This window comes from Streptomyces sp. NPDC002566 (genome assembly GCF_042889585.1).
Classification (GTDB): domain Bacteria; phylum Actinomycetota; class Actinomycetes; order Streptomycetales; family Streptomycetaceae; genus Streptomyces.
The window spans coordinates 986382-1008426 of record NZ_JBIARD010000001.1; the positions used below are offsets into that span (position 1 = coordinate 986382).

At 74.2% G+C, this 22045-nt stretch carries 13 protein-coding genes, 1 tRNA gene and 1 riboswitch; of the genes, 9 read left to right on the forward strand and 5 right to left on the reverse strand.

What is annotated here, in order from left to right; all coding sequences use genetic code 11:
• Positions 1–2: 2 nt before the first annotated feature.
• From ACFYXA_RS04275 to ACFYXA_RS04285, 3 genes are read right to left on the reverse strand one after another with little or no spacing between them, the layout of a single operon-like run.
• Positions 3–344, reverse strand: coding sequence for an acyl carrier protein (locus ACFYXA_RS04275; protein ID WP_389028022.1), 342 nt, complete (start codon positions 342–344; stop codon positions 3–5).
• Positions 341–5083, reverse strand: coding sequence for a beta-ketoacyl synthase N-terminal-like domain-containing protein (locus tag ACFYXA_RS04280; protein ID WP_389028024.1), 4743 nt, complete (start codon positions 5081–5083; stop codon positions 341–343). The genes ACFYXA_RS04275 and ACFYXA_RS04280 overlap by 4 nt, the downstream gene beginning before the upstream one ends.
• 44 nt (positions 5084–5127) lie before the next feature.
• A complete protein-coding gene (locus ACFYXA_RS04285) occupies positions 5128–12144 on the reverse strand; it encodes an SDR family oxidoreductase (RefSeq protein WP_389028026.1) in 7017 nt (2338 codons plus the stop codon).
• Between the two features lie 738 nt (positions 12145–12882).
• Between ACFYXA_RS04285 and ACFYXA_RS04290 the strand changes: the two genes are divergently transcribed.
• Positions 12883–12956 (forward strand) — tRNA-Pro (locus tag ACFYXA_RS04290).
• Between the two features lie 99 nt (positions 12957–13055).
• Here the strand turns inward: ACFYXA_RS04290 and ACFYXA_RS04295 are convergent.
• Positions 13056–13709 carry an NAD(P)H-dependent oxidoreductase gene (locus ACFYXA_RS04295; RefSeq protein WP_352252460.1) on the reverse strand — a complete coding sequence of 218 codons (654 nt, stop codon included), beginning with the start codon at positions 13707–13709 and terminating at the stop codon, positions 13056–13058.
• 111 nt (positions 13710–13820) lie between these two features.
• On the opposite strand from ACFYXA_RS04295, the gene ACFYXA_RS04300 reads away from it, so the two are divergent.
• Positions 13821–14207 (forward strand): helix-turn-helix domain-containing protein, encoded by a 387-nt coding sequence (locus tag ACFYXA_RS04300; RefSeq protein ID WP_352252462.1) that lies wholly within the window; start codon positions 13821–13823, stop codon positions 14205–14207.
• A gap of 675 nt (positions 14208–14882) precedes the next feature.
• On the opposite strand, the gene ACFYXA_RS04305 is transcribed toward ACFYXA_RS04300, so the two are convergent.
• On the reverse strand, positions 14883–15530 hold the full coding sequence (locus ACFYXA_RS04305; RefSeq protein WP_389028029.1) for a TetR family transcriptional regulator: 648 nt from the start codon (positions 15528–15530) through the stop codon (positions 14883–14885).
• Between the two features lie 57 nt (positions 15531–15587).
• Here ACFYXA_RS04305 and ACFYXA_RS04310 point away from each other — a divergent pair, with 57 nt between their 5' ends.
• The 7 genes from ACFYXA_RS04310 to ACFYXA_RS04340 all read left to right on the forward strand — a co-directional run bounded on the left by ACFYXA_RS04310 (position 15588) and on the right by ACFYXA_RS04340 (position 21993).
• Positions 15588–16277 carry a class II aldolase/adducin family protein gene (locus ACFYXA_RS04310; RefSeq protein ID WP_352252466.1) on the forward strand — a complete coding sequence of 230 codons (690 nt, stop codon included), beginning with the start codon at positions 15588–15590 and terminating at the stop codon, positions 16275–16277.
• The gene (locus ACFYXA_RS04315; protein ID WP_352252468.1) at positions 16274–17209 is read left to right on the forward strand and encodes a carbohydrate kinase family protein; all 936 of its coding nucleotides are present in this window, start codon (positions 16274–16276) and stop codon (positions 17207–17209) included. Before ACFYXA_RS04310 ends, ACFYXA_RS04315 begins: the two co-directional genes overlap by 4 nt.
• Positions 17210–17711: 502 nt before the next feature.
• Complete coding sequence (locus tag ACFYXA_RS04320) at positions 17712–18608, forward strand: glutathione S-transferase C-terminal domain-containing protein (RefSeq protein WP_389028032.1); 897 nt, start codon at positions 17712–17714, stop codon at positions 18606–18608.
• A gap of 68 nt (positions 18609–18676) precedes the next feature.
• Positions 18677–18785: riboswitch (SAM riboswitch) on the forward strand.
• A 32-nt stretch (positions 18786–18817) separates the two neighbouring features.
• Positions 18818–18967, forward strand: coding sequence for a hypothetical protein (locus tag ACFYXA_RS04325; RefSeq protein ID WP_352252472.1), 150 nt, complete (start codon positions 18818–18820; stop codon positions 18965–18967).
• 174 nt (positions 18968–19141) lie between these two features.
• Positions 19142–20125: an amino acid ABC transporter permease gene (locus ACFYXA_RS04330; RefSeq protein ID WP_351096216.1), complete on the forward strand. Its 984-nt coding sequence runs from the start codon at positions 19142–19144 to the stop codon at positions 20123–20125.
• Positions 20122–20904, forward strand: coding sequence for an amino acid ABC transporter ATP-binding protein (locus tag ACFYXA_RS04335; protein ID WP_351096218.1), 783 nt, complete (start codon positions 20122–20124; stop codon positions 20902–20904). The genes ACFYXA_RS04330 and ACFYXA_RS04335 overlap by 4 nt, the downstream gene beginning before the upstream one ends.
• Before the next feature lie 63 nt (positions 20905–20967).
• Positions 20968–21993 carry an ABC transporter substrate-binding protein gene (locus ACFYXA_RS04340; RefSeq protein WP_389028036.1) on the forward strand — a complete coding sequence of 342 codons (1026 nt, stop codon included), beginning with the start codon at positions 20968–20970 and terminating at the stop codon, positions 21991–21993.
• Positions 21994–22045 lie beyond the last annotated feature (52 nt).

The following is a 22045-nucleotide window of genomic DNA, read 5'->3' on the forward strand; positions in this document are numbered from 1 at the left end:
GGTCAGCTCGCCTCCGCGGCCTTCAGACCGGTCACGACGTACTCGACGAGCCGCCCCACGGTCAGCTCGATGATCTCGTCGAACTCCATCCCGGCCAGGAACTCCGCGAAGTTGATCCGCTCGCCGTACCGCTCCTGGAGCATCCCGGCCAGGGTGACGAGATCGATGCTCTCCAGCTCCAGATCGCGGTTGAACGTGGTGTGCAGGCCGATCTCGACCTCGTCGAGCCCGTACTCGTCCTGGAGCAGCCGGGTCAGCATGTCCCTGAGGTCGGCGAGGACGGCCTCCTCGTCGGCGACGGGCGGGAGAGGGGAATCGGGAGTGCGGGGGCTGTCGGCGGTCATCGGTCGTACTCCTTCGCTGGGGCGGGGGACGGCTCGACGGGTCCGGTCGTCCAGGCCACGACGTAGTGGCGGTCCGGCAGGGAGGGCGGGTTGGCGACCGGGGCGCAGTGCACGGTGTAGGCGCGTTCCAGACGACCGGAGACGGTCAGCCGGCCGCCGTCCGGGGCGGCGTCCAGGACCGCGAAGTCCCGTGGCCGGCCGCCGAATCCGGTGCCCTCCGCCTTGGCGACCGCCTCCTTCGCCGCCCAGAACCGGGTGAACCACAGCGCCTCGGGGTCACCGGTGGAGGACAACAGGTCCCGCAGCAGGCGGAGTTCGCGTGGGCCGAGCACGGTCGCCGTGGTCTCCGGCGTTCGCTCGACGACCTCCTCGATGTCGATGCCGGGGCCCGGGCCGGGTGTGTGCGGCCGGACGAGGGCGACGCCCGCCTCCGCGCGGTGCGCGAGCGACACGTCGAGCGCGGGCAGCACCCGGCCGTGCACGCCCGTCACATACGGGCGGCCCGCCGCGTCGTTGTGCACCCGCAGCTCCGCCGGGAAGACCGGGCCCTCACCGTGCTCCCACAGCCATCGGCGGACGGCGTCCTTGACCGCGATCCGCCCCAGCAGCCACTGCCGCCGCCCGCGCGGCGGATGCTCGGCGTACAGCGAACGCTCCGCGCTGTTCAGGGAGTTGCGCATGATCAACTCACGGGAGGCCAGGTCCGGCCAGCGCTCGAACAGCAGCGTCCAGCCTCCCGGCCGGACCTCGGAGAGCGTGTTGCGCTCGGGGAAGCGCTCGACGGGGCGGGTGGTCGGGTCGTTGTCGAACCGGCGGTCCTGCCAGCCGTGCAGCTCCGCCCACACCCTGCCGTCGACCGTCAACTGGACGTCGGCCTCCAGGGCGGTGTCGGTCAGCGAGGTGATCCGCACGTCGCACACCACGTCGGCGCCCGGCGCGGGGTGCGGCCCGTAGAACCGCATGTCCCGCATCCCGACCGGGAAGACGACCGTCCGCTCGGCGCGGGTGGCCATGATCCAATAGCCGAGGATCTGCCCGACGTTGTCCAGCAGGGCGCCCGGCGCGGGCGGCGTCGTGATCACACCCCGCACCCCGCGGTCCCCGATCGCGGTGAGCTCGGTGACTCCCTGGAACGCCGGGCCGTGGAACATCCAGCGCTGCTCGTAGAGTTGGGCGGCCGTGTGCTCGGGGGCGCGTTCGGATGCCGGATCGAGCGGCGGCCGGACGGGCGGCGGGGGCGGGTATGCGCCGGCGACTTCGACGGTGGCACGGGCCCGGGGTCCGAACGACACCGCCAGCCGGTCCGGGCCCTCGGGGGTGACCGTCACCGGCACGTCGACGGCGGGTGTGGCGGTGAGCCACTCCTCGAACCGCGCCCCGAGCACGGCGACCGGCACCAGACCGGGCGCGGCCTCGGCCGCCGCGTCCATGATGTGCCGCACGATCGTCGTCGCCGGGACCACCGGCCACCGGTCCGCCACGTCCGGCCAGCCGGGCCGCTGCGGGAAGAAGCAGTGGTCCAGGAGGTACGGCATGGTGTCGGGCGAGACGCGGACGGTGGAGCGGCGGGGAGCGAGGGGGCGTTGTGGCGCGGGTGAGGCAGGGGGTGCGGTGGATGTGGGGTGCGTGGGTTGCGGGCGGGGCGGGGCGGTCAGGAGCTCGGCCGCCGTGTTCGCCGTCTCGCGCAGCAGGGCGCTGAGTTCGGCGGCTACGGGGGAGTGGGGGGCCAGGGCGTCGAGGGGGGTGCCGGCCCCTGGGGCGCGGGTGACGCCCGCCGCGTGGGCCGGCACCGGCGCCGTACGCAGCTCGGCTCGCAACTCGGCTCGCAGCTCGGCGAGTCGTTCCGGGGCGAGGGACACCAGCGCGCCGTCCAGGTCCAGTCGGACCGGGGGCCGTGAGAGCGCCGCCCGGCCGGGGCCGGACGCGCCGTCGGCGGAGACGGTCTCGGCGGACACGGCGTCGGATGTCGCGGCGTCGGTTGTGTGCGGCAGGGCCGGGGCCACCGCGGCGCCCGCCGTCCACAGCGCGGTCGCGACCCGGCGGAGCTGGGCCAGGCCCGTGCGGCGGGTGGAGTTGGCGGCGACGACGAGATGGTCCCGCGCGCCCAGGGTGTCACCGACGAGCGAGCCGAGCTGCCCCGGCCCGACCTGGACGTACACCCGGTGGCCCGCCGCGTAGAGGGCCTCGGTCAACTGCCGGAAGCGCACCGGTTGCAGTAGATGGCGTACGAACAGGGCGCGGGTCTCGGCCTCGTCCGCGGGGAAGGGCGCGGCGGTCGTGCCGGACCAGACCGGGGTGTGCGGCGGGTGCAGCCGGAAGCGCTCGGCGGCCTCCTTGATGGGGCCCAGGTGCGGCGCCAGCATCGGCGTGTGGAAGCCGGACCTGAACGGCAGCACCTGGCTGAGCACCCCCCGGGCACGGAACGCCCGCACGAAGGCGTCGACCGCCGGCTCCGGACCGCACACCATCGACTGGTGGGGCGCGTTGTCGTGGGAGAGCACCAGACCTGCCTCCTCCCAGCCCTCCTTCCGCAGGGCGGCCGTCACCTGCTCGGCGGACGCGCCGATCGCGCCGAAGGCGACGCCGGGCACGGTCAGCGCGTCCGGGTCGAACGCGGCCATGAAGGCGTCGACCTCGTCCCCGGCGTAGAGTCCGCCCGCCGCCATCGCCGTCCACTCGCCCACGCTGTGTCCGGCGACCGCGTCCGGCACGATCCCCGTCCGGCGCAGCGCGGTGTCGAGGAGCCGGCCGGCCGCGACGACCCCGAGACCGTGCAGACCGAGGCCGATGTCACCGGCCCGCTCCTCGGGCACGGGCAGCGGCGGCAGGCCGAAGTGGGCGGCGACGTCGTCCACGCGGGGGGTGAAGTCGCCCTCCAGGCCCGGGAAGAGGAAGGCGAGCCTGCCGGGGCCCGGGAGGCCGCCGGTGGCGCGGGCGTGAGGGCGGGCGGTGCGGTGGCCGGGGTCGAGCAGGGGGTCCGGGCGGAACCAGACGTCGTTGCGGCCGTGCCAGGCGTGCCCTTGGGCGACGGCCCGGCGGGCGAGGGCGAGCCGCTTGGCGGTCGGGTCGACCACGCCGAGCCGGGCCGGGCCGGCCGCCGGATGGGTGCGGGCGGGGTCGAGGCCCTGGTGCCGTACGGCGTCGTCGGCGGCGTCGAGCGCGGCGGCCAGCCGTTCGGGGGAGTCGGCGGCGAGGAGGAGGACGCGTTCCGGTTCGGTCACCTGAGTGACCGCTGCCGAGCGTGCCCCGGGGGCTCGTGCCGGAGCGGTCCGGGACGCGCCCGGCGCCTCCTCCAGCACCACGTGGGCGTTGATCCCGCCGAACCCGAAGGCGTTGACCGCGGCCCGCCGCACCGGCTGTTCCCCTGTGGTCTCCCAGGGCTCGGCCTTCTCCAGCGTGCGGAAGCGGGTGCGGGCGAGGGCGGGGTGCGGGTCGTCGCAGTGCAGCGTGGGCAGCAGCGTCCGGTGGTGCACGGCGAGCGCGGCCTTGACCAGACCGGCGACCCCGGCGGCGGGCATGGTGTGCCCGATCATCGACTTGACCGAGCCGAGGACGGCCGCACGGGCCGAGGACTCCGCCTCCCGACCCGGCGCCGCGGACCCGGCACCGGGAAGGTCACCCGGCCCGAACACCTCGGCCAGCGTGGCCAGTTCGGCGCTGTCACCGGCCGGGGTCGCGGTGCCGTGGGCCTCCAGCAGGCCGAGCGAACCGGGGGCGGCCGGGTCGAGACCGGCGGCACGCCAGGCCTGCCGCACCGCCTGCGCCTGGCCGCCCGGATCGGGGTTGACCAGTCCGGCCGCCCGGCCGTCGCTCGCCACCCCGGTGCCCCGGATCACGGCGTAGACCCGGTCGCCGTCGCGCTCCGCGTCGGCCAGCCGCTTCAGGACGACCACACCCGTGCCCTCACCGATCAGGATGCCGTCGGCGTCCCGGTGGAAGGGGCGGATGCGCTGGCTCGGGGACAGCGCGCGCAACTGGGAGAACACGCTCCACAGCGTGATGTCGTGGCAGTGGTGGACACCGCCCGCGAGCATCAAGTCGCAGCGCCCGCCGGCGAGTTCGCCCACCGCCTGGTCCACGGCGACCAGTGACGAGGCGCAGGCCGCGTCCACGGTGTAGGCCGGCCCGCGCAGGTCGAGCCGGTTGGCGATCCTGGACGCGGCGAGGTTGGGCACCAGCCCGATGGCCGACTCGGGGCTGTCCGGGCCCAGCCGGTCGGTGAACGCCTCCCGCACCCGGTCCAGTTGCTCGCCGGTGAGATGGGGCAGCAACTCGCCCAGTGTGCGGGTGAGTTGGCTCGCCGTGCGCACCCGCTGGTCGAGCCGGACCAGGCCCGGGGTCAGATAGCCGCCCCGGCCGAGGACCACGCCGACGCGCCCCCGCTCGGGCAGGCGGTCCACGCCGCCCGCGTCGGCGAGGGCGGCCGCGGCGACATGCAGGGCGATCAGCTGGTCGGGCTCGGTTCCGGCCACCGAGTTCGGCATGATCCCGAACCGGGTCACCTCGACCTCCGCCAGCCCGTCCACGAACCCGCCCCGCCGGGCGTAGACCCGGTCCGCGACGGCCGGTCCGGTCGCGCTGCCGGGGCGGTAGTAGCCGGCGTCCCAGCGCCCGTCCGGCACCTCGCCGACGGCGTCCACGCCGTCACGCAGGTTCCGCCAGTAGGCGTCCAGGTCGGCTGCGCCCGGCAGCAGCACCGCCATGCCGACGATGGCCACCGGCGTCTGACTTGTTGTCATGCCTGTCGTTCTCTGCGGGGGGTGAGGTGGTGCCACCGACGCCGTCACCAGGCGGAGGCGGTGTAGACGACGGCGGTCGCGGACTCCTCGCCCCAGGCCAGCTCCCGCAGCAGCGCGGCGGTCCCCTCCTCGGGGTCGATCAGCCGAATGCCGCGCCGCGCGTACTCCCGGGCCAACTCCGCGCCCACCATGCCGGAATGACCGGCCGACGGCGCCCACGGCCCCCAGTGCACCGTCAGCGCGCGGTGCCCGGTCCGGGCGGCGAAGGCCGCGCCGAGGGTCTCCAGGGCGTCGTTGGCGGCCGCGTAGTCGACCTGACCCCGGTTGCCGAGGACGGCGGAGACGCTGCCGAACAGCACGGTGAACCCGGGCCGGGCCGGCAGCTCCTCCAGCGCCGTGAGCAGGGCGTCCGCGCCGGTGGCCTTCGTGCCGTACACGCGCTGGAAGGACTCCACGCTCTTCTCCGCGATCAGCCGGTCCTCGATCACCCCGGCGGCGTGGACCACGCCGTCGAGCCGGCCGTGCTCGGCGTATATCTCCTTGACCGCCTGGACCACCGCCTCCGGCTCCCGGAAGTCCACCGAGCGGTAGCGGACCCGGCTGCCGAGCGCGGTGAGCTCCTCCAGCGTCGCGGTGATCTCCCTCTGCGCCAGCAGCAGTTCGGCGGCGCGGTTGATCTCGGCCGGCTTCAGCCCGCCGCGGGCGGCGAGCGCCGCGCGCAGTGCGGCAGGCGTGCGGGCGGCGGCGGTGTCGGCGTCCTCCGGGCCGTCCGGCGCGGGCGTCCTGCCGAGGAGCTCCAGCCGGCAGCGGGACGCGCCGGCGAGGGCGGCGGCGAACTGCGCGGTGATGCCGCGCGCCCCGCCCGCCAGCACCACGACCGAGTCGCGGTCCAGGCCGAGCGCGGCGGCCTCGGCGGCCCCCTCCCCGGCCGGCCCGGCCCCGGTGCTGCCGAGCGCGCCGAGCGGCGCCTCCACCAGCTCGAAGCCGTACCGCCCGGACGGCGTCCGCAGCACGACCGGCGCGCCCTCGGGGAGCGCGGCCTCCCTCACGACGGCGTCCGCGACGGCGGCGGGCGACACGTCCGCGAGGTCGACGACCCGGGCCGTCAGGTGCGGATACTCGCGGGCCACCGTGCGGAACAGCCCGTGCAGACCCGCCGAGCGGACGTCCCCTTCGGCGGGCCGTACGGCCAGCAGCCGACGCGGGGAGCGGGCCAGCGCCGCCTTCAGCACGGCGAACGCGTCCGGCAGCACGGGCGTGTCGTCGCCGGTGAGCGCACCGAGGTGAACCACCCCGTCGACCGGCCCGTCCGCCTCGGACAGCAGATGCTCCCGGCCGCGTACGACGACGTCGGCCCCTAACCCTTCAAGTCGCGCGGCGACCTCGGGAACCTCCCCGAGGACGGCCCAGCGGGTGCCGGCGAACACCGACGCCGCGTCGGCGGGCGCCTCCGGCGTGTCCAGCGGGACGGGCCGCAGCACATGCCGCTTCGGCGGCTCGCCGGACACCTCCTCGACGGCCGGCGCGGAGGTCTCGGCGGCGGGAGCCCGCACCGGGACCGGATCGGCCACCGGGGGCGCCGCCGCGGGAGGCCGGTCGTCCGCGCCCGGATCCGGCGGCGAATCGCCCAGCCTTGCCGTCAGCCAGTCGGTCACCGCCGCGGCCGTCCGCGCCTTCGCCAGTTCCTCCAGCTCGGCGTCCTCCAGGGACGTCAGATCCGCGCCTCCCTGCGCGCCGAGACGCCTGGCCAGCTCACCGGCGATCTCGGCGCGCTTGATGGAGTCGATGCTGAGGTCCGCCTCCAGATCGAGGTCGGGCTCGATCATGTCGACGGGATAGCCGGTGCGTTCGCTGATGATCTCCAGTACGACGCGCTGCACGTCCACGGCGCCGGCGGCCGGATCCGGTGCGTCCGCCGGCACTGTGGCCGGGGGAAGCGCCGCGGGCAGCGCCGGTGGCGCCGTCTGGCCCACCGGTGCGGGCGTCTCCCAGGACAGCGGCTCCGGCGACGGCGGTGCGGCGGCCGTCGCACCCGGCGTCGCCCCGAAGTAGGTGAGCAGCACGTCTCGTTGGGCGGCGATCATCTCCCGGCTGGTGCGCAGGAACTCGGAGACGAGCGCGTCCCGGTCGGACGGGACGCCGTGCGGGGGGTTGGTCGTCACAGTCGGCACAGTCCTTTCGACGGGTTCCACCACGCGTCGGGCCGGTGCGAGCGCACCGGGGAGGAGGGCCCCGGAGGCGGTGCGGACCAACTGCCCGTCCACCGTCCAGCCGGGCCGCTTCGGCACGGGCGTGCGCACGGCGTCGACGGCGTCCCGCCCGCGCAGCAGCCGTCCGGTGCGCACCGGCAGCCCGGCCACGGCGAGACGGGCGAGGGCGTCGAGCCAGTCGCGCAGCCCGCCGCCCGGGCGGGGCTCGCAGGCGACCGCGGTGTGCGGGCGGTCGCCGAGGATCCGTCCGACCAGCCGGGTCAGCACCGACCCGGGGCCCGCTTCGACGAAGATCCGCGCGCCCGCCGCGTACATCGCCTCGATCTGCTCGACGAAGGCGACGGGCGCGCCGATCTGGGCGGCGAGCTCCGCGCGGACCGCGTCCGGATCGGCGTCGTACGGGGCGGCCGTGCGGTTGGACCACACGGGGAACTCGGGAGGGTGCACCGGGCGGGCGGCCAGCGCCTGCGCGAAGCGCTCTCCCGCGCCGGCCACCAGCGGGCTGTGGAAGGCGCAGGCCACCGGGATGCGCTTGGCCCCGAGGCCCGCCTCCCGCAGCAGCCGCACGGCCTCGGCGACCGCCTCCGACGGTCCCGAGATCACCGTCTGCTCCGGCGAGTTGCGGTTGGCGACCACCACCGTGTCCGGCGCGCCCGCCGTGCGCAGGGCCCCGGTGACGTCGTCGGCTCCGGCCGCGACGGCGGCCATGGCGCCGGTGTCGTCGCCGTGCCGCCGGGCGGCTTCGAGGATCACCGCCGCCCGTTCGGAGCTCAGCGCCAGCAGCGTCTCGGGGGAGAGGGCCCCGGCCGCGCAGAGGGCGACCAGCTCGCCGTAGCTGTGCCCGGCGGCCATGTCGGGCCGCACTCCGGCCCCGGTGAGCACGGCGTACGCGGCGAGCCCGGCGAGCCCGAGGGCGGGCTGCGCCACCCGGGTGTCGGTCAGGGCGTCCTGCTGCCGGGCGCGCCCGGCGTCGTCGAAGGCGGCCGGGGGGTACAGCGCGTCGGCATGGCCCCGGCCCAGCTCCAGATGGGCGCGCAACTCGGGGAAGTGCACGAAGAGTTCGGCGAGCATCCCGGTCCGCTGGCTGCCCTGGCCGGGGAAGAGGAAGGCGACCTTCCCGGGTTCGCCGGGCTCGGCGGGGCTTGCGGAGGGGTCTTCCGGGGCGGCAGCGGTGGGAGCCCGATGGACGCCGGCCGCCGGGGCCCGTGTGCGGGAGTCGGCGTCCGAAGCATGTGTGCCACCGTCCGCCGCCACGGTGCGCAGCTTCGTCACCAGGTCGTCCACGTCGGTCGCCACGACCGCCACCCGGACGGGTTCCTCGCTCGCGTCCGAGCGGCGGGCCGCCCCGAGCGCCAGGTCCCGCAGCCGCCAGGGTCGGCCTTCCGCCTCGGCGGTGGTGAGCAGTTCCGCCACCGCCCGCCGGGCCGCCTGCTCGTCGCGGCCGCGGAACAGGAACAGTTCGGCGGGCCAGGCGTCCACCGCGCGTACGGGCGGCACCCCGTCGCCGTGAGCTGCCAGCACGACATGGAAGTTGGTGCCGCCGAAGCCGAACGCGCTGACCCCGGCGAGGCGTTCGGCGGCCGGCGCGGCCCACGGGCGGGCCTCGGTGTGGAAGGCGAACGGGCTGCTGTCCGCGTCCCAGGCCGGGTTGGGCGTCTCGACGTGCAGCGTGGGCGGCCGGACACCGGTGTGCAGCGCCAGCAGCGTCTTGATCATCCCGGCCAGGCCCGCGGCGCACTTCGTGTGTCCGATCTGCGACTTCACCGAGCCGATCACGCAACGGCCCCGCTCCGCCCCCGCCTCGGCGAACACCTCCGTCAGGACGCGGAGTTCGGTGCGGTCGCCGACCACCGTGCCCGTGCCGTGCGCCTCCACCAGCCCGACGTCGGCCGGTGAGACGCCCGCGTTGCGGTAGGCCCGCTCCAGCGCCACCCGCTGGCCCTCGGGGCGGGGGGCGGTCAGCCCGAGGGATCGGCCGTCGCTGGAGGAGCCGAGGCCCTTGATCACGCCGTAGACCCGGTCGCCGTCGCGCTCGGCGTCGGCGAGCCGCTTGAGGACGACGCAGGCCACACCCTCGCCCAGGGCGATGCCGTCGGCCGAGCCGTCGAAGGCGCGGGAGCGCCCGGTGGGGGACAGGGCGTGCACGGAGGAGAAGAGGACGTAGTCGTTGATGCCGTTGTGCAGGTCGGCGCCCCCGCACAGCACCACGTCACTGGTGCCGCCGACGAGTTCCTTGCACGCCACGTCGACGGCGGCGAGCGAGGAGGCGCAGGCGGCGTCGACGGTGTAGTTGGCGCCGCCGAGGTCGAGCCGGTTGGCGATCCGCCCCGAGATCACGTTGGCGAGCATCCCGGGGAAGGAGTCCTCGGTGAGCTGCGGGAGCTGGTCGTCCAGCGCCTTCGGGACCTGGCCGTAGTAGGACGGCAGCACGGCCCGCAGCGTGGCCGCGTTGGACAGGTCGCTGCCGGCCTCCGCGCCGAACACCACCGAGGTGCGCGAGCGGTCGAACTCCCGCCCCCCGTCGCCGTACCCGGCGTCCTCCAGGGCGCGCCGGGCGGCCTCCAGGGACAGCAGCTGGACCGGCTCGACGGAACCGAGGGACGCGGGCGGGATGCCGTAGCGCAGCGGGTCGAAGGGGATCGGCGGCAGGAAGCCGCCCCACTTCGACGGCGTGGACGTGCCGTGGTGGACGGCCGGGTCCCAGCGCTCCGGCGGGACCTCGGTGACCGCGTCGATGCCGCCGACGACGTTCGCCCAGAAGGCCGCCAGGTCGGGCGCCTGCGGGAACATGCAGGCCATGCCCACGACAGCGATGTCCAGGGGCGCGGGAACCGCCGGCCCCGGGTCCGCCCGGTCCTCGCCCAGCTCGGCCGCCCGCCGGCTCAGGAACTCGGCCGCTCCCGTCGTCACCGACGTGTGCAGCGCGGCGACCGTGGTGGTCGCCGATCTGAGCACGGCCACCTCCCCGGCCATGAACATCCCCTCGTCCAGCTGCCGTTGCTCGTCCACGGGCACCAGCGCGCCGTCCTCCGCCCGGGTCACGCCCTTGCTGGCGACGCGCAGCCGACCCACGTTGAGCCGCTCCAGTTCCTCCCAGACACGGCGGTCCGGCACGCCCCGCGCGCGCAGCCGGCCCGCCTCCTCCCGGTAGCCGGCGGCGAAGGGGCTGGGCACGCAGCGCGTGGCGTGACCGGGCGCGGACTCCAGCAGCGTGGTCCCCTCGGCGGCGAGGACCTGCCGCTGGAAGAGGGGGCGGATCGCGCCGTGCGCCACCGCCTCCTCGGTGAACAGATACGCGGTTCCCATCAGCACCCCGACGGCCGCCCCGCGCGCGGTGAGCGGCGCGGCGAGCGCGGCGACCATGGCGGCCGACCGCTCGTCGTGCACGCCGCCCGCGAAGAACATCTCCAGACCGGAGGCGTCCCCACCGTCGAAGTAGTCCTCGAGAACGGTGAGTTGGGACTCCCACAGCGGGAAGCTGCCGCGCGGTCCGACGTGCCCGCCGCACTCCGACCCCTCGAAGACGAAACGCCGCGCGCCCGCTTCCAGGAACTGCCGCAGCAATCCCGGCGAGGGGACGTGCAGGAACGTCCTGATGCCGTCCTGCTCCAGCGCTTTCGCCTGCGACGGGCGCCCGCCGGCGATGACGGCGTGCGTCGGCCGCACCTCCCGTACGGCCTCCAACTGCGCGGCCCGCACGTCCTCCGGGGCGAAGCCGAGGACGCCCACGCCCCAGGGGCGGCCCGCCACCGCGTCCCGGGTCGCGGCCAGCATCGCCCGGGTGCGCTCCCCGTCCGCCAGCGCCAGCGCAAGGAACGGCAGCGCCCCGTCGGAGGCGACCGCCGCGGCGAACTCCGCCCCGTCGCTCACCCGCGTCATCGGCCCCTGCGCCACCGGCAGCCGCGTGCCGAGCGCCCGGCTCATCGGCGAATCCGCCTCCAGCGCCCTTACGGTCCCCTCCTCCTGTACGGAGTTCCGTACCGTCTCCTTCAACTCCCGTACGGTGCGACGGACATCGCCCCACCGGTCCGCGAACCGGGCTGCCAGGAAGCCGTCCTGGCCGACCGGCAGCAGTTGGGTGCGCGCGTCCTGCGCGCCCAGCAGCGCGGCGACCGTGTCGGGGGAGGCGTCGTCCGGGACGTGCGGAGTGCCGGGGCCCCGGCGCTGGAGGACGCGGTGACCGGCCAGCACGGCTGTCTCCGAGCCGTCCAGAGTGCGCAGCACGGCCGCGGCCGGCTCCGGGAGCGCCGACTCCGCCAGCAGGGCGAGCTGCACGTCCAGCACGACCCCGGCCGCCCCGCCGGCCACCGCCGCGGCGGCGGTGTGCGGGCCGATGCCGCCGCAGGCCCACACCGGAAGCGCCAACTCGGCGTCCGAAACCAGCTGTTGGAGCAGCACGAACGTGCTCAGGTCGCCGACCCGGCCGCCGCACTCGGCGCCCCGGGCGATCAGCCCGTGCGCCCCCGCGCGGGCCGCCCGCCGGGCGCCCTCCAGGTCCGTGACCTCCACCAGGACACGGTGGTGCGCGGCGACCTCGGAGATGTGCCAGGGGGTGCCTTCGGCGAGGACGACCGTGTGCGGGGCGGACCGGGAGCCGTCGGCCTCGAGATCGGCGGGGGAGAGCCGGCAGCGGGGGCCGACGCGCACGCCGTAACCGGTGTCGGTGGCCTCACCGCCCGAGGTGGCGCGGCGCAACCGGGCCAGCGCCTCGCGGGCACCGCGGTCGCCGGCGCCCAGATCGAGCACGCCCAGCCCGCCGGCCCGGCAGACCGCCAGGGCGAGCCCGGCATCGGGTTCGCCGAACGGAGTGATGCCGATGATCATGTCCTCGGAACGCACAGTGGACGTCATGATTCTCCGAATCAACGGTGAAACTGCACGGTGGGGGTTCGGGACAGCAAAGGCGGCACACCGGATTCCGGCGGGAAAGGATCACCGCGGAACGCCGACTGAAGCGCGTGATTCGAAACGAGTTGCAAGGTAGTGCTGTTATTACTCGCCGGTCAACGATTGAACGAAGCGCCGGTATCCGGCCGTTTCGATTCGGTCATGCGGCGGCGCGCGTCCAGGGCGGAGGAAAGCGGATCAATTGCTGCGCGGCGTGATCGCGTCATCGTCGCCTCATGTCACGGAAACATGAACGGGCGTGAGAAATGGGTTCCTTGGGACCGCATGTCCGAAAGGGGAGCTCTGTTTCCGGCTCCGGGTGGACGGCGGGGAAATTCCTTGTGTCGGCACAGGAGTGACCGGGAAGGCATTGTTGACGTGAGCGCGCGGCGCGTCGATGGCCGTGGTGTGCGGTGCGGTCTGGATTACCGCCGAGTAGGCGCGGTGCGCGCGCGTGCGCCCTGATCCGAGTGGTGGACACGTCCTTGACGTGATCCCCGTCCGGCGCGAAAACTGACGTGACCGCGCAGCCGAGCCGGCCTTCGGGAGGTCGTCGACCGACTCGGCCGCGCGGTCCCTCGTCGACCCGCGCCGAGCCGCGGGTTCGCGCGGGCGTCCCCGCCGCACCGCGAAACGGGCACCGGTGCGGGTGCGGTAGGGTTTCACCTGCGCGTTCCCACGGTTCACCCGGCGGGTGCGCGGCGGGACGTGGCGCAGCTTGGTAGCGCACTTGACTGGGGGTCAAGGGGTCGCAGGTTCAAATCCTGTCGTCCCGACCGGGTATCAGCCTGGATCGGAGGCCGTCTCCTCGTGCGAGGGGACGGCCTCCGTCATGTGTCCGCGAGGGGTGCCGCGTCCTGGGCGGCGGGGCGGGGTCAGGCGGCGGCGGCCTGCGCGGCGGACTTGCCCTTGGCCTGGGCGTCCTCGTGGGCCCGGGCGCGGGAGGCGTCGGCGAGCGGGATCAGCTCGGACATCGCCGGGTTGACGTGCGCCATGGTGAGCTCGGGCACGATGAAGTCGACCTCCATGCCCAGCAGGTCGCCGAGGATCGCGCGCAGGTAGTTCTGTACGTACTCGAAGCCCTCGCGCGGGGTTCCCGGCGCGTAGGAGCCGCCGCGGCTGGCGACGACGTAGACCGGCGTGCCCTTGGCCGGGAGCTCCTCGACCCCGGCGGTGCGGCCCATGAGGATCACCTGGTCGAGCCAGGCCTTCAGGGTCGACGGGATCGTGAGGTTGTACATCGGGGCGCCGATCAGCACGGCGTCCGCGTTCTCCAGTTCCTCGATCAGCCGCAGCCTCGGGGCGAACGCCGCGGCCTGCTCCGGCGAGTGGCCGGCGGGGTCGCTGAAGCCGGCCGTCGCGGCGAGGGTGTCCAGGTGCGGCACCGGGTCCACGCTGAGATCGCGGTACACCACGGTGCCTTCGGGATGCTGCTCCTCCCATGCCTTGCGGAAGGCGGCGGTGACGGCGCGGGAGGCGGAAGCGGACTCGGGCATGAGGGAGGAGTCCAGGTGGAGCAGGGTGGCCATGACGGGTCTCCAAAGAGGTGAGTAGGCGAGCTGCCGTTCCATACGCTCCTAGTAATAACACAGGGGCTTACTTTTTTGCAGCAGCTTAGGTCGTCACCGTACACTGGGCGCATGAAAGAAGCGGTCCACGAGCCCTGCAAGGAAGCGGCCGGCCAGCCCTGCAAGCCGGTCGACGCCGCGATCGCGCGCGTCTTCGTGCTGCTGGGCAAGCGCTGGACCGGGTTGATCGTGGCCGTGCTGATGGAACGCCCGGTGCACTTCGCCGACCTGCGGCGCGCCATCCCCGGCATCAGCGAACGCATGCTCTCCGACCGCCTGGCCGAACTGGGCGCGGCGGGCCTGGTGCTGCGAGAGGTCGACGACGGCCCTCCGCTCCGCGTCGCCTACCGCCTCACCGAAGCCGGCACGGCCCTGGGGCCGGCCCTGCGGGAGCTGAGGGCCTGGGCGGAACAGCACCTGCCGGAGGCGGGGTACGGCAAGGGAGGATGCGAGGCCTGAGCCTTCGCTCGCCGCGGTGAGCGGCGGGTCGATCGGTCCGGCGCCTGCGGCGGGCCGTCGGCACGGCACCTCGTGCGGCGGGCGCATGGTCGGCACCTCGCGCACCGGGCACCCGGTCCGCGCACGGCGCCCCGCGCGGCGGGCATCTGGTCCGCACGGCTCCCTGGGTGGGGGGAACCTGGCTCGCAAGGCGCCGCGCGGCGTCTCGCAGCCGGTCCTCCTGGGGCTGACGCCCGATGGAGCCCGTCGGCGCGGTGCGGCGGGCATCTGGTCGGCACCTCGCGCGGCGGGCATCTGGTTCGCATCGGCTCCCTGGGCGGGGGGAACCTGGCCCGCAAGGCACCGCGCGGCGTCTCGCAGCCGGTCCTCCTGGGGCTGACGCCCGATGGAGCCCGTCGGTGCGGCGCGGCGGGCATCTGGTTCGCATCGGCTCCCTGGGCGGGGGGAACCTGGCCCGTAAGGCACCGCGCGGCGTCTCGCAGCAGGTCCTCCCGGGGCTGACGCCCGATGGAGCCCGTCGGTGCGGCGCGGCGGGCATCTGGTCGGCGCCCCGCGCGGCAGGCGTCCGGTCCGCACGGCGCCCCGCGCGGCCGTGCCCCCGTGCGCACCCTGGTGGCGTCTCGGCACGCGGTGGGCCCGTGCGCGCCCTGTTGCCGGCTCGGCGCCCCGCCGCCGTCACCGTCCCCGGTAGCGTGAAGTGACCGCCGTCAGGTAGCCGCGCAGCATCACCTTCGCCTCGTCGAGGACCGTCCCGTCCCCGTCGGGGTCGCGGCGGAAGGCATCCTGGGCCAGGGCGTCCGCCGCCAGGGTCGCGGCGTGGCAGGCGCGGGCGAGCGCCTCGTCGTCGTCCGCCGCGTCCAGTGCGAGCAGCACGCGACGGACGCCGTCGGCCATCCGGCGTTTGTGCTCGCGGTCGGCGGCCCGGGTCCGCTCGGTCAGCCCGCTGCCGAACCACAGCGCGCGGAAACCGTGCTCGCTCCGGTAGATGCCGGCGAAGGCGTCGACGAGCACACCGACCGGGTCCTCCCACCGCTCGGCCGCCGCGGCCCGCGCCAGCTCGTCCATCGCCGCTTCCAGCCGCGTGAAGTACCCCGCCGCCAGGGCGTCGATGATCGCGCCCCGGTCGGGCAGGTACTGGTACAGCGAGCCCACCGACACCTTCGCCTCGGCCGCCACCCGTGTCGTCGTGAGCGCTTCCACCCCTTCGTCGACCAGCACCCGCTCCGCTGCCCGAAGCACCAGCGCCAGCCGTGCTCTGCTCCGCTCCTGACGGGGCGTACGGCGCAAGGGAGTTCGGCCCGGATCGGTCTCGGCCTGGTCCACGTGCCGCCTCCGAACATGAACGTGACTTTGATTCATGTTTACGCTAGCGTCGCGCACATGACCGACTCAAGCTCCGCGCTGGGTCAGGAGCGCGCCGCCGTGGCGGACGCCTGCCGGCGCCTGGGGGCCGAGGGCCTCCTCATCGGTACGGCCGGGAACGTCAGCGCACGGGTGGGGGAGCTGGTCGCCATCACCGCGACCGGAGCGGTCCTCGCCGAGCTGACCCCGGAGCAGGTGACCGTCGTCGACCTGGACGGCAAGATCGTGGCAGGCGCCCTGGAGCCGACCTCCGAGCTGGAACTGCACCTCGGCGTCTACCGCCGTCACGGCGCCGGCGCGGTCGTCCACACGCACGCCCCGATGGCGACCGCCGTCGCCTGCGTGCTCGACGAACTCCCCTGCATCCACTACCAGTTGCTCGCCCTGGGCGGCACGGTCCGGGTCGCGCCGTACGCCACCTTCGGCACCCCGGAACTCGCCGAGTCCGTGCTCGCCGCCCTCGACGGCCGCAGCGCCGCCCTCATGGCGAACCACGGCGCGATCACCCACGCCCCCACCCTCGACAAGGCCGTCGAGAACGCCCTGCTCCTCGAATGGGCCTGCGGCGTCTACCAGCGAGCGGCCGCCATGGGCAGCCCCCGCGTCCTCGACGAACGGCAGCAGCTCGCCGTGATCGAGGCCGCGCTCGCCCGCGGCTACGGCACCACCCGCCCCGTACCACCCGCGCAGGAGGAGGGAGACCGATGAACGTCGTCACGATGGGCGTGCACGTCCTGGACGTACTGGTGCGGCCGGTGGAGGCCATACCCGAGGGGCAGGGCGCGACCCTGGTGGAGGACATCCGCATGACCGCCGCGGGAACGGCCGGCGGCACCGCCCTCACCCTGGCCAAACTGGGCGCGTCGGTCCGCAGCGCGGGCGCCGTGGGGACCGACCCCACGGGAGACATGCTCGTCCAGCTGCTCCAACGCGCCGGAATCGGCACGGAGTTCCTCGCCCGCCGCGCCGACACCCCCACCTCCGCGAGCGTGTTGCCGATCCGGCCGAACGGGGACCGGCCCTCCCTGCACCTGCTCGGCGCGAACATCACCTACGGTCTCGACGACGTGCCCTGGGACGCGGTCGCCGAAGCTGACCATCTCCACCTCGGGGGACCGGAGTTGATCGGCGTCGACGTCGCCGCGCGCATCCTGTCCTTCGCCCGGGAGCACGGCACGGTCACCTCCGTCGACCTGCTCGCCCCCGGCGTGCTCGGCAGCTTCGAGCAGATCGAGGCCGCGCTGCCCCACATCGACCATCTGCTGCCCAACGAGGACCAGGTGCTCGGCTTCTCCGGCGAGCAGGACCTCACGGCCGGCGTGCGCAAGCTGCTCGACGCGGGCGTCGGCGTCCTCGCCGTCACCCGGGGCGGCGAGGGCGCGCTGGTGGCGACGGGGGAGGGCGCCGAGACGGTCCCCGCCTTCGCGGTCGACGTGGTCGACACCACCGGCTGCGGCGACGCGTTCTCCGCCGGCTATCTGCGGGGCGTGTCGCTCGGCCGCTCCCCGGCCGAGGCCGCCGTACTGGGCTGCGCGGCCGCAGCCCTCGTGGCCCAGGGCCTCGGCAGCGACCACGGCGACTTCGACCTCGCCGCGGCCGACGAGTTCGCCGCCCACCACAAGACACACCCCGTGAGCTGACCGACCGCCCCGTCGGCGAACTCACGCGGCCCGGCGGCCCGGCCGCCGGGCCGTTCGGTTCGTGGACGCCCCCTTGACGGGGGTCGTGAGGCGATCGACACTCGAGGCGAGGAATCCTAGTGAACAGGTAGGGAAACATGGGGCGCCTTGAGCCGGTCAGCCGTCGAGTGAGCCCCGCGGCATGGCGTTCGCCCCTCCTCACCTCCCGCCGGCACATCGATCTGATGCGCGTCTGCAGCGCCGGACCGTGCGGCACGAACGGGCTCGACGCCAGGCCGTTCCAGGGCTGACAGGGCCGCACCGGCCACGCCCCCCGTGCGCCGAGACCTCACCGGCGTCTCCGTCCGGCGCCTTTCGGCTTCCCGCTGACACCGGCCGGCCCGTCGGACGCGTGCCCCGGCGTCATGCCCTCTCCACCCCCGTCGCGGCGCGACATGCCGCCCCTCCGCCCTCGCCGCATCCGCCGCGCGCACCCCTCGCCGCGCCCGCCCCCGGGAGAGTCATGTCCCTCACCCCGCTCGCCGCCCACCCGTCCGCCCGCCCCACGCCCGCCTTCCGGGGTCGTATCGGCCGCGACGCGCGCAGCGGCCACTACGCCGTGCCGCGCCGCTACCGCCTGCATCTGTCGCTCGCCGACCCCGACGGCCTGCGCATCGCCGTCACCCACAGCCTCCTGGGCCTGGACCAGGCCTGCCCGGTGACGTTCCTGCCCGCCGTCCCGGACTGTTCCGACGGCGGCCACTCCGCGCTTCGGCCGCTCTACGACGCCAGCGCGCACCGCTACCAGGGCCCCGCTCTCGCGCCCGTGCTCAGCGACGACTGGTCCGGGCGGATCGTCTCCACGCACGGCCCCGACATCGCCCGCGACCTCGCCCGGGGCTTCGGCAGCGGCCGGGCCGCGCTGTACCCGTGCGGGGCCGAGTCGCAGATCGAGGCCGTGGAGCGGATGTGCGCGCAGGGCATCGAGGAAGCCGCGCAACGCGCCGGAGCGGCCGGCGCCGCGGACGCGGAACGCGCCGCCGCCCTCGACGCCCTGCTCGCCACCCTGGGCACACTGGACCGGGGGCTCGGTACCCACGCCTACCTGATCAGCGATCAGATCAGCTTGGCCGACGTCGAGTTGTGGGTCGCGCTGGTGCGGCTCGACACCGTGCACCGCCACCACCTCGACGCGTCCGCCGTGCACCGGATCGCCGACCACCCCGCCCTGTGGGCGTACGCCCGCCGGCTGGCCGCCCACCCCGCCTTCGGCGCGCACCTCGACCTCGACGCCATCGACCGTCGCCACCACGCCGGTTGCCAGGGCCTGGAAGCCGCCGGGGCCGCCGTCCAGATCCTGGACTGGGAGGCCCACGCGACCCCGGGCGCGGGCGGCCGACCGCAGGTCGAGCGCCCCTGACCCCCGTCCATCTGTCGGACCGGCGTTGACATCCGTTCGGGCCGTTGTCTTAACTTACGTGCCAGAACGGTCAAGAGCGTCAGCGACAAGCCCTGGCTTGCTGACCGGCAACCCTCGCGCCGCGGTGGGGTGCCCCAGGTGACGACCGGACCGACGACGATTCGGTAAGCGCGAGGGCCCGCCAGGGCCGGAAGAGCATGGTGACGGACATGTACGCAGCCCCCAGGACGGCCACCGGCCGCCACCAGGGCTGCGTACGGCCGTACGCGAACCCGCTCGTCGCCGACCGTGCCGTCGACCTCCTGCGCGTGAGCAGCGCACTGTGTACCGCACCGGGCCGCGCCCGCTGTCGGGGCTGACGCCCCCTCCGCAGCCCCGCTTCCCCGACGGACACCGCCCGCGCGGTGCGCCCGTCCACCCACCCCCGGTGCCGTGCGTCCCCGCATGCCACGACCCGCCCCGACCGGGCGGCCGTCGTGCCGTGCGCGATCTCCGCCGCGCCCCGGGGTCCCCGACCTCCGCCGGAGCCCCTCATGAGCGAACCCTCAGGCGCCGCCGTGTCCCTCACCGAGGCACCGCCGCCCCCTGACGTGCCGTCAAAACAGCTGACAGCGCAGCGAGTCGTCCCACTGCGGCGGCCCGGCCGCTGGATCGCCACCGCCGTCGTCCTGGTCCTCGCGGCCCAGTTCGTCCACGGACTGGTGTCCAACCCCTTCTACCAGTGGGACCGGTTCGGCTACTGGTTCCTGCGGCCTGCCATCCTCGACGGACTGCTCATCACCCTCGAAGTGGCCGCCTACAGCGCGGTGCTGGGGCTCCTCGGCGGGATCCTGCTCGCCCTGGCCCGGCTCTCGAGATCCCCGGTGCTGCGCGCCGTCAGCTGGACCTACGTGTGGGCGCTGCGCTCGACGCCCCTGATCGTGGTCCTGCTGTTCCTCTACAACTTCAGCGCCCTGTACCAGACGCTCAGCGTCGGCGTCCCGTTCGGACCCGCCTTCTTCACCTTCGACGAGTCCCGGCTCGCCACCGACATGGTCGTCGCCGTCGTCGGACTCAGTCTCAACGAGGCGGCGTACGCGGCCGAGGTCGTCCGCGGCGGCATCCTCTCCGTCGACCAGGGCCAGCACGAGGCGGCCTCCGCGCTCGGCCTGCCCAAGGGCTACCAGTTCCGCAGGATCGTCTGGCCGCAGGCGCTGCGCTCCATCACCCCGAACTACGTCAACCAGCTCATCGGCCTGATCAAGAGCACCTCGCTGGTGTTCTACGTGTCGCTGCTCGACCTGTTCGGAGCCGCGCAGACCATGGGCTCCACCTACCCGGGCGACATCGTGCCGCTGCTGCTGGTCGTCACCGTCTGGTACCTGATCCTCACCAGCGTCGTGTCCGTCGTCCAGTTCTACGTCGAGCGGCACTACGCCCGGGGCGCCACCCGCAGCCTGCCGCCGACGCCGTTGCGGAGACTGCGGGACGGCGTCGCCGGCCTGCGGGCCCGCATCCGCCGGGAGGCCGCCGTATGACCGCCGAGACGATCCAGAACGCCGCCGCCGTCGAGGTCCACGACGTGCACAAGTGGTACGGCGCCCACCGGGTGCTCGACGGCGTCGACCTGACGGTGCGGCCCGGCGAGGTCACCGTGATCCTCGGCCCGTCCGGCTCCGGCAAGTCCACGCTGCTGCGGGTCATCAACCACCTGGAGAAGCCGGAGATCGGCTACGTCAGCGTCAACGGCGAACTCATCGGCGTCCGCAGGCAGGGCGAGCGGCTGAAGGAGCTCAGCGAGCGGGTCATCCTCACCCAGCGCAGCCGCATCGGCTTCGTGTTCCAGAACTTCAACCTCTTCCCGCACCTGACCGTGCTCGACAACGTGGCCGCCGCGCCCGTGGCCACGGGCAAGCTCGACAAGGCGAGGGCCCAGGACCTCGCCCGTGAACTCCTCGGCCGGGTCGGCCTCGCCGACAAGGCGGACGCCTACCCGCGGCAACTGTCCGGCGGACAGCAGCAGCGCGTGGCCATCGCCCGGGCGCTCGCCCTGCGGCCTGGAGTCATCCTCTTCGACGAGCCCACCTCGGCCCTCGACCCCGAACTCGTGGGCGAGGTCCTCGCCGTCATCAAGGACCTGGCCAGGAGCGGCACCACGCTCGTCATCGTCACCCACGAGATCGGCTTCGCCCGTGAGATCGCCGACCGGGTCGTCTTCATCGACGGCGGCCGGATCGTCGAACAGGGGCCGCCCGCCGAGGTCCTGGACAGGCCGCGACACGAACGCACCCGGGACTTCCTGAGCAAGGTGCTCTGAACCCCGCCCCCAGCCTCCCCCCACGCCACTTCCCACCACCACCCTCTCCACTCAAGGACGGCCATGCCTGCCCACATCACCCGACGCAGCCTGACACGCGGCATCACCGCGGCGACCGCCGTCGCCGCCCTCGCCACCGGGCTCGCCGCCTGCGGGGGCGAGAGCGACGCCGCCACCCGGACCACCGACGCCGCCGGCACGGTCACCGTGGGCCGGCTGTCCAACGGCGCCGCCCAGGAGACCACCCTGAAGGTGCCCGAGGTCAAGTCGATCAGCGCCCGACTCCCCGCCGCCGTCAGGAAGCGCGGCACGCTGGTGATCGGCTCCGGCACCCTGCCCTCCGGCAGCCCGCCGCTCGGCTTCGTCGGGGACGACCAGAAGACGGTCACCGGATCCGAGGTCGACCTCGGCCGGCTCGTCGCCGCCGTCCTCGGACTCAAGCCGGAGGTGCGCCGCTCGACCTGGGAGAACCTCTTCATCGGCATCGACAGCGGGAAGGTCGACGTCGGCTTCTCGAACATCACCGACACCGAGGAGCGCAAGCGGAAGTACGACTTCGCCTCCTACCGCAAGGACGAACTCGCCTTCGAGGTGAAGAAGGACAACCCCTGGAAGTTCGACGGCGACTACGAGTCCCTCGCCGGCAAGACCGTCTCCGTCGGCAACGGCACCAACCAGGAGAAGATCCTCCTGGAGTGGAAGGCGCGGCTGGCCAAGGAGGGCAAGAAGCCCCTCACCGTCAAGTACTTCCAGGAGAGCAACAGCATCTACCTGGCCCTCAACAGCGGAAAGATCGACGCCTACTTCGGCCCCAACCCCAACCTCGCCTACCACGCCGCGAAGACCGAGAACACGCCCCAGGCGACCCGTATCGCCGGTCAGTTCTCCGGCGCCGGCGAGACGCTCCAGGGGCTGATCGCGGCGACCGCGAAGAAGGACAGCGGCCTCGCCGAGCCCGTCGCCGACGCCATCAACCACCTGATCTCCGGCGGGCAGTACGCCAAGTGGCTCGCGGCCTGGAACCTCTCGGGCGAAGCCGTGCCGAAGTCCGAGATCAACCCGCCCGGTCTTCCGCTGAACAACTCCTGACACATCGTCATCCCGGCTTGTCGCACGACCAGTCGCACCGAGAAGGGACTCC